The organism is uncultured Flavonifractor sp. (genome assembly GCF_944383115.1).
GTDB lineage: Bacteria > Bacillota > Clostridia > Oscillospirales > Oscillospiraceae > Flavonifractor.
In genome coordinates, this window is sequence record NZ_CALWOJ010000101.1 from 1 (window position 1) to 6,741 (window position 6,741).

Sequence of the window (6,741 nt, forward strand, 5' to 3'; positions counted from 1 at the left end):
GAGGCGGCGGAGCGGCTGAACGTGTCCCGACAGGCCATCTCCCGGTGGGAGACCGGAACGGGGATGCCCACCCTGGACAATCTGATCCAGATGGGCAAGGTGTATGGGGTGTCGCTGGACGAGTTGGTGTACGGTACCGGAGGGGCGCAGGTCCAGGAGGAGGCTGCCCCGGAGCCGGAGACGCCGCCGGAAGATCCGGAGCCAGTACGGAAGCCCAGGGGCCGGCGGCCCATCCTGGCGGCGGGATTGGCGCTTGTGACTGTGGGCGTTCTGGCCCTGTGGCTTTGGGGCGGCGGGCTGACGACTGAGGACAAGGATGACGGGGCGGGTTCGGTCATCGTGGTGGGGGGACTGGAGCAGGACTGGGACAAGCTGCCGCTGGATCGGGCGGGGGAGCAGGTAGGCCCCTTCGGCGAGGTGGAGCCTGTGGCGCAGGAACTGGGCATCCATGTGCTGGAGGACACCGAATACCGCTCAGGCAGCAGCTTCAGCCGGGACATCCCCTTTGTGGCGGCCAACGGCCGCTGCCTCAGCATCACCGTAACCAACAACGGTACCCAGCCCCTGCTGTTCCAGGCCGGCTACCTGTATGAAAATGGGAGGAACATGCTGGAAACCCAGATCCCTGCCGGAGCCACCGTCACCCGCACCTTTGAGGCGCTGGAGAGCGACGGGGGAGGCCAGCCCCGCTTTGGCGTGGATATCTCCACCGGCAGCGCGGACGGAACGGTGGACATCCAGATCTCGGCGGTGCAGTTCAAGGGGTAAGGCCCAGATGGCCCGTGGACGGAATGAATCCATTCCGCCCACGGGCCTTTTGCGTCCCCGCGAAAATTCACGAAGAATTTGTTTTTCTTCCGGTGCGGGATGTGATATAATACTATAAATTACTATGGTCAGGAGGGGTTTGCATGAAAAACCGCGTCGCCGTTACCATCGCCGGGCAGGAATATACCCTGGTTGGCACCGAGGAGGTCGGCTACACCGAAAAGGTGGCGGCCCATGTGGACGAAAAGGTGCGGGAGATCATGGAGGGCGCCCGCGTCTCCCTGGTGGACGGGGCCGTCCTGGCGGCGGTCAACATTGCCGACGAGTACTTCAAGGAGGTGGAGGCGGCGGAAAACCTGCGCCGCCAGCTGAAGGAGTACCTGGAAGAGGCCACCAAGATGAAGCTGGAACTCTCCGAGGCCAAACGGGAGATCTTCAAGCTGCAAAACAAGAAGTGAGGAAAGGGGGGGCGTTCCGCCCCCCTGTTCCGGGAGGAATGGTATGTTGGAACTGCTTGCCCCCGCCGGGTCTATGGAGGCCGTGGCGGCGGCCATACAAAACGGCGCGGACGCCGTCTATCTGGGATACGGGGACTTTAACGCCCGCCGCAACGCGAAGAATTTCTCCCGGGAGGAATTTGCGGCGGCGGTTTCTTATTGCCATGTGCGGGGAGCCAAGGTATATCTGACCCTCAACACCCTGCTCACCGACCGGGAGCTGCCCCAGGCGGCGGAGTTTGCCGCCGAGGCCTCCGCCCTGGGGGCCGACGCGGTGCTGGTGCAGGACATGGGGGTGCTGCGGATGGTGCGGCAGGTGGCCCCCGACCTGCCCATCCACGCCTCCACCCAGATGACCGTCCACAATCTGGACGGTGTGAAGATGGTGGCCGACCTGGGCATGACCCGGGCGGTGCTCTCCCGGGAGCTGTCCCGGGATCAAATCGAATACATCTGCCAGAACGCCCCCATCGAGATCGAGGTGTTCGCCCACGGGGCCCTGTGCATGTGCTACTCCGGCCAGTGCTTCCTCTCCTCTATCATCGGCGGCCGCTCCGGCAACCGGGGCCTGTGCGCCCAGCCCTGCCGGCTGAAATACGGCTGGGGGGATAAGGCGGATTCCTACCCCCTGTCCCTGAAGGATCTGTCCCTGGCAGGCCATTTGCGAGAACTGCGGAAGATGGGGGTCAAGTGCGTCAAGCTGGAGGGCCGCATGAAGCGGCCCGAGTATGTGGCGGTGGTTACCGGCATCTACTCCCGGGCCATCCATGAGGACCGGGAACCCACGGCGGAGGAAGTGGAGCAGCTCCAGGCCGCCTTCTCCCGCCAGGGCTTTACCCAGGGCTACTACCTGGATCAGCAGGGAAGCCACATGTTCGGCGTGCGGGAGGAGACCCGCGAACCCAAGGAACTCTTTGCCGCCGCCCGCAACACCTACCAGAGCGGCGAGGCCCAGCGGGTACCCGTCACCTTTTACGCCATGCTCCGCCCCGGCGAACCCGCCCATGTGGGGGTGAAGGACCCCGAGGGGCGGGTCGTCACGGTGGAGGGCCCGGTGCCTGAGGAGGCCCGCACCCGCCCCCTGACGGCCGACGCGGTGGAGAAGCAGCTTGCCCGCACCGGCGGAACCCCCTACCGGGCGGAGCGGATGCGGGTGCTGGTGGAGGACGGCCTGTCCCTCCCCCTGTCCACCCTCAATTCCCTGCGGCGGGACGCGCTGGACGGCCTGACAAAGCAGCGGGAACAGCTGCCCCGGCGCCGCACCGGCGAATACCACCCCGGCGCCCGGTACGAGAACCGGAAAGAGACCCCCGCTCTCACCATTTCGGTGCGCTCGGCGGAGCAGGTCACCCGTGAACTGCTGGATCTGGGCCCCGCCATGGTCTACATTCCCCTGGAGGAGCTGGCAGCCCACCCGGAGAAGGCCAATGCCCCGGCAGGCACCTCCATCGGGGTGATCCTGCCCCGCATTGCCTGGGACCGTGAGTTCCCCCAGATGGTGGAGGACCTGAAAAAGGTAAAGGACCTGGGGGTAAAAGACGCCCTGGTGGGCAACCTGGGCATGATCCAGGTGGCCAAAGAACTGGGCTTCACCCTGCGGGGAGATTTTGGCCTGGAGGTCTATAACGCCCAGGCGGTGAAAGAATATAAACGTCTGGGCTTCTCCTCCCTCACCCTGTCCTTTGAACTGAAGTTCCCCCAGATCCGGGATATCTCCAAGAGTCTGGACACGGAACTCATCACCTACGGCCGGTTGCCCCTGATGATCGTGGAGAACTGCATCATCAAAAACCGCACCGGCTCCTGCAACTGCCAGAACACCAACATTCTGACCGACCGGAAGGGGGTCCGGTTCCCGGTGGTGCGCGCCCCCGGCTGCCGCAACGAACTGCTCAACTCCCAGAAGCTGTTCCTGGCGGACAAGGCCGCCGACTACCGGCGCATCGGCCTGTGGGGGCACCGGCTCATGTTTACCACCGAAAATCCCCGGGAGTGCGTCCAGGTGGCTCAGCGATACCTGGAGCAGGGGAACTGGAGCCCCAACGAATATACCCGTGGTCTTTATTACCGAGATGTGGAGTAATCATCAATGAAGCTGAAAATCAAAGCGGTATCCCCCAAGATCGGCCGGGAGCTGCCCTGGCCCCAACGGGCCACGGCGGGTTCCGCCGGCATGGACCTGTCTGCCTGTATCGAGGAAGATATGATTATCGCCCCCCGGCAGCTGGTACGCATCCCCACCGGCATCGCCATTGCCCTGCCGGGGCCGGAGTATGTGGCTCTGGTGTACGCCCGGTCGGGGCTGGGCATACGCCACGGCATCGCCCTGTCCAACGGGGTGGGCGTCATTGACAGCGACTACCGGGGGGAGATCATGGTGGGGCTGACTAATCTGTCCGATAAGCTCTATACCATCCACCCCGGCGACCGGATCGCCCAGCTGGTGGTGACCCCGGTGGTCCTGCCGGAGCTGGAGCGGGTGGAGGAACTGGACGATACCAGCCGCGGAGCCGGCGGGTTCGGGTCCACCGGGCAATAACAGAAAGGAACGAAATGCGCATGGACATCATTCTGGCCTCCAAAAGCCCCCGGCGGCGGGCGCTGCTGGAGCAGATGGGGGTGCGGGATTTCCGCATCATCACCCCCGACATTGACGAGCATATGGATCGGGCCCTGCCCCCGGCGGAGCTGGTGCGGCAGATCTCTCTGGAAAAGGCTCAGGCAGTGGCCGCCCAGGCCGACCCCAACACGGTGGTCATCGCCGCCGACACAGTGGTGGCTCTGGACGGGGCGGTGCTGGGCAAGCCCGCCGATGAGGAGGAGGCCTTCCGGATGCTCTCCCTGCTGTCGGGCAACCGGCATCAGGTGTACACCGGCCTCACCGTACTGCGGGGAGAGCAGGTGTTCAGCCAGTGGGAGGAGACCGCCGTTACCTTCCGCCCCCTGACGGCGGAGGAGATCGAGGCCTATATTGCCACCGGGGAACCCATGGACAAAGCGGGGGCCTACGGTATCCAGGGCTACGGCAGCCTGCTGATTGAGGGCATATCGGGCGACTACTACAATGTCATGGGCCTGCCGGTGTGCCGGCTGGGCCAGATCCTGGGCCAGCTGGGCATGGATTGTATGGCCCTGGCCGCAGGGCGATAAGAAAGGCTGGATGCAGGCGTGAAGGACTTTTTCCGGCGCAACGGACTACTCATATTGATCGTTGCCATCCTGCTGGCGCTGGTGACCACAGTGGTCTCCATGCTGCTGGGAGGCAAGGCCAATCCGGTGGCCAACATTGTCAACTTCATCACCACGCCGGTGCGCAACGGCATCAGCGCCGTCACCAACTGGGCGGAGGAACGCTATTCCGACACCTTTGAGCTGGAGCAGATGAAGACTCAGCTGGAGGAGTTGAAGAAGGAGAACGCCGAGCTGGAGACCAAGATCCGGGAGGCGGAGGCCGCCATCCAGGAGAATGAGCGGCTGTACAACCTGCTGGAGCTGACCCCCAAAGACAAAAAGTTTACCAAAGAGGCCGCCATGGTCACCGCCCGCTCCACCTCCAACTGGGAGTCCACCATCACCCTGAGCAAGGGTTCCAATCAGGGTATCGCGGTGGATAACTGTGTGGTGGACGAATACTGGAACCTGGTGGGCGTGGTGGCCGAGGTGGGGGAGAACTGGTGTACCGTCCGTACCCTCATTGACGCCAACACCGAGATGGGAGGCCAGCTTGCCCGTACCGGCGGCGGCGCCATTCTGGAGGGTGACCTGGCCCTTATGGGGGAGGGAAAGCTGAAGCTGACCTACCTGCCGGAGAACAGCCAGCTTATGTCGGGCGACCTGGTGACCACCTCAGGCCGGGGCGGGGTATATCCCTCCGGGCTGGTGGCCGGCCATGTGGAGGAAGTGCGCACCGACGCTTCCGGCATGACCGACTATGCCGTCATCGTCCCCGAGACCGACCTGAACAACCTCCAGCAGGTCTTTGTCATCAAGGATTTTACCATTGTAGAGTAGGGGCCGGACACTGTCCGGCCCGTTAAACCGGGGCCGGAGCCCCATTGCCAAGGAGGAACGTACCCTGTGACCAGACAGGATTTTTTCATCAAGTGGGGGGTTTATACCCTGGCCCTGCTGCCGGTGTGGTTCTGTGAACTTTACGTCCTCAACCGCTTTCCCCTGTTTGGGGTGGCCCCCATGCTCCTGCCCCTGGCTGCCATGGCGGTGGCGGTGCTGGAAGGCACCATGGCCGGGGCAGGCTTCGGACTGGGGGTGGGTATCCTGTGCGACGCGGTCTACTTCAACCCTGACGGGGCCATGACCCTGGGCCTGTGCCTGCTGGGCTTCGGGGCCGGGGCGCTGGCCCAGTATGTGCTGCGGCAGAACCTGCTGGGCTGTCTGCTGTGTTCCCTGCTGGCCCTGGTGTGCATCGACGCGGTGCGTATCCTTGCCCGGCTGCTGGCGGGTTCCGAGGCCCTGCCCGCCATGCTGTCCCTGGCCGGGCGGGAGATCGCCTGGTCCATGGTGTTTGTATTTCCCATATACGCCCTCTTTTTGTGGGTGTTTCGCCGGGTACCCAAAAAGACCGTTCTATAGGAGAAGAGAGAGATTATGCAACGAGTGGATTCCATCTGGAAGAAATACGGCCCCTGGCTGCTGCTGGCCCTGCTGGCCCTCAGCCTGATCCCCATCCTGCTGCTGGGCCGGTACGACTGGCCCTCCGCCGACGACTACAGCTACGCCCTGTTTCCCCATGAGTCCATCCTCAAGGGGGAGTTCCCCCTGGTGGGCAGCTGGAACTATATCCTGAGATGCTATACGGGGTGGCAGGGTACTTTCTCCGCCATTGGCATGATGACCCTGACCCCCCTCACCTTCTCCCCCTTTCTCTACTGGCTCACCCCGGTGGTCATGCTGGCCTCCCTGTGCATCGGCACCTTCAAGCTGGCGGACACCCTGGCCCGCCGGGCTCTGGGCGGCACCTGGCGGCAGAGCGTCTTTCTGGCCGTCCCCATCCTGCTGCTCTCCATCCAGTTCGTGGTCTCTCCCAAGGATACCTTCTACTGGTGGAACGGGGCGGTATACTATACCTTTACCTACGGTATTTTCCTGCTGCTGATGGAGCGGATGGTGGCTCTCAAGCTGGCCGCCACCCGGCGGCAGCTCCTGTGGGCGGTGATTCCCGGCGTACTGGCCGCCCTGATGGTGGGCGGAAGCAACTATGTCTCCGCGCTGCTGGGTACCCTGCTGTGCGGACTGTTCCTGCTGTGGTTTTTGTGGAAGGACCGGAAAAAGTTCCTTCCCGCCCTGATCCCCACGGCGGTGCTGGTGGCTGGCTTCCTGATCAGCGTGGTCGCCCCCGGCAACCAGGTCCGGCAGGCCACCGTGGCACCCCCCATCGGGGTGGTGGACGCGGTGTGCCGCTCCATTGAACAGGCATGGGCCGATGTGCTGGAGTGGTTCAGCTGGCCCATTCTGCTGG

The 6,741-nt window shown here is 63.8% G+C and carries 8 protein-coding genes; all 8 read left to right on the forward strand.

The window, feature by feature from the left end:
• A partial coding sequence (locus Q0K43_RS09525) for a helix-turn-helix domain-containing protein (RefSeq protein WP_297290308.1) occupies positions 1-768 on the forward strand: 768 nt, incomplete at its 5' end.
• A gap of 143 nt (positions 769-911) precedes the next feature.
• Positions 912-1,226, forward strand: coding sequence for a cell division protein ZapA (locus Q0K43_RS09530; RefSeq protein ID WP_297290309.1), 315 nt, complete (start codon positions 912-914; stop codon positions 1,224-1,226).
• A gap of 43 nt (positions 1,227-1,269) precedes the next feature.
• The gene (locus tag Q0K43_RS09535) at positions 1,270-3,348 is read left to right on the forward strand and encodes a U32 family peptidase (protein WP_297290310.1); all 2,079 of its coding nucleotides are present in this window, start codon (positions 1,270-1,272) and stop codon (positions 3,346-3,348) included.
• A 6-nt stretch (positions 3,349-3,354) separates the two neighbouring features.
• Complete coding sequence (gene dut / locus Q0K43_RS09540; RefSeq protein WP_297290311.1) at positions 3,355-3,804, forward strand: dUTP diphosphatase; 450 nt, start codon at positions 3,355-3,357, stop codon at positions 3,802-3,804.
• 20 nt (positions 3,805-3,824) lie between these two features.
• Positions 3,825-4,415, forward strand: coding sequence for a Maf family protein (locus Q0K43_RS09545; RefSeq protein WP_297290312.1), 591 nt, complete (start codon positions 3,825-3,827; stop codon positions 4,413-4,415).
• 18 nt (positions 4,416-4,433) lie between these two features.
• Positions 4,434-5,276 carry a rod shape-determining protein MreC gene (mreC, locus tag Q0K43_RS09550; RefSeq protein WP_297290313.1) on the forward strand — a complete coding sequence of 281 codons (843 nt, stop codon included), beginning with the start codon at positions 4,434-4,436 and terminating at the stop codon, positions 5,274-5,276.
• Between the two features lie 66 nt (positions 5,277-5,342).
• Complete coding sequence (mreD, locus tag Q0K43_RS09555) at positions 5,343-5,855, forward strand: rod shape-determining protein MreD (RefSeq protein WP_297290314.1); 513 nt, start codon at positions 5,343-5,345, stop codon at positions 5,853-5,855.
• Positions 5,856-5,870: 15 nt separating this feature from the next.
• A partial coding sequence (locus tag Q0K43_RS09560) for a DUF6056 family protein (protein WP_297290315.1) occupies positions 5,871-6,741 on the forward strand: 871 nt, incomplete at its 3' end.

Bases quoted from the DNA above. Each gene is read 5' to 3' on its own strand.
- Q0K43_RS09545 (WP_297290312.1), top strand. From the start codon at position 3,825: ATGGACATCATTCTGGCCTCCAAAAGCCCCCGGCGGCGGGCGCTGCTG.
- Q0K43_RS09535 (WP_297290310.1), top strand. From the start codon at position 1,270: ATGTTGGAACTGCTTGCCCCCGCCGGGTCTATGGAGGCCGTGGCGGCG.
- Q0K43_RS09530 (WP_297290309.1), top strand. From the start codon at position 912: ATGAAAAACCGCGTCGCCGTTACCATCGCCGGGCAGGAATATACCCTG.
- dut (WP_297290311.1), top strand. From the start codon at position 3,355: ATGAAGCTGAAAATCAAAGCGGTATCCCCCAAGATCGGCCGGGAGCTG.